Origin of the sequence: Mesorhizobium sp. M0968, assembly GCF_040319065.1 — a bacterium.
Classification (GTDB): Bacteria; Pseudomonadota; Alphaproteobacteria; order Rhizobiales; family Rhizobiaceae; genus Mesorhizobium.
Genome location: NZ_JAMYNL010000095.1, coordinates 1 through 716, shown reverse-complemented (window position 1 = coordinate 716; position 716 = coordinate 1). Strand labels below are relative to the sequence as shown.

General features: G+C 58.7%; 1 protein-coding gene. It reads left to right on the top strand.

The features are described 5' to 3' along the window. Positions 1–503 precede the first annotated feature (503 nt). The coding region (locus NKH67_RS34040) for an ATP-dependent DNA ligase (RefSeq protein ID WP_502893855.1) at positions 504–716 on the top strand (213 nt) is incomplete at its 3' end.

The window sequence follows — 716 nt, the reverse complement described above, 5'->3', positions numbered from 1 at the left end:
CTCAGGCCGAGGCGCTAATCAAGCGCGTCGGCAATGATCCCGAAAAGCTCAAAACGGCGGCAGCGAAACTAAAGAATTAGTCGGGCGTTGGACGGCGGAAAACGCTGTTTCGTCTCTGCGTATGGTTTAGGTCAGAGTGGTCAAGCCAACGTCTGGTAAGGCAATCAATGCGTCGAGCGCTAGTCAAGCGAAGTCGCCCGCTCGTGACGAGGTCACCTTTGCGCCGCCCGCTTTCCGGCCGGTCCAGCTTGCAAACGCTCGTGGACACGGTCCCTGCCGGCGATCGTCGGATCCATGAGATAAGTACGACGGCTATCGTATTCTCGTTGCCGTCGGCGGTGGCGAGGCGCGAGCCTACACAGATCTGGTCTGGACTGGTCTAGCCGTTTTCCCTCGATTCTCTCCGAGGCTCGCAAGCTCAAGGTGCGCTCCGCCCTGATTGACGGCGAGGCCGTGGTTGTCGATGCGGAAGGAAGATCTAACTTCCAGGCGCTTCAAAATGCATTGAAGGGTCCCCGGCGACTATCGACTTTTATGCGTTCGATCTGCTGCAGCTCGACGGCGAGGATCTGACAAGTCTTTCTCTTCTTGAGCGCAAGGCGAAGCTGGAGGCGATCTCGCCTGCGAAAAATCCGGTCCTTCGTTACTCCGACCATATCCTCGGCCGCGGAGAAGAGCTGCTCGATCGCTTCTGCACAGCCGGCCTTGAGGGCGTC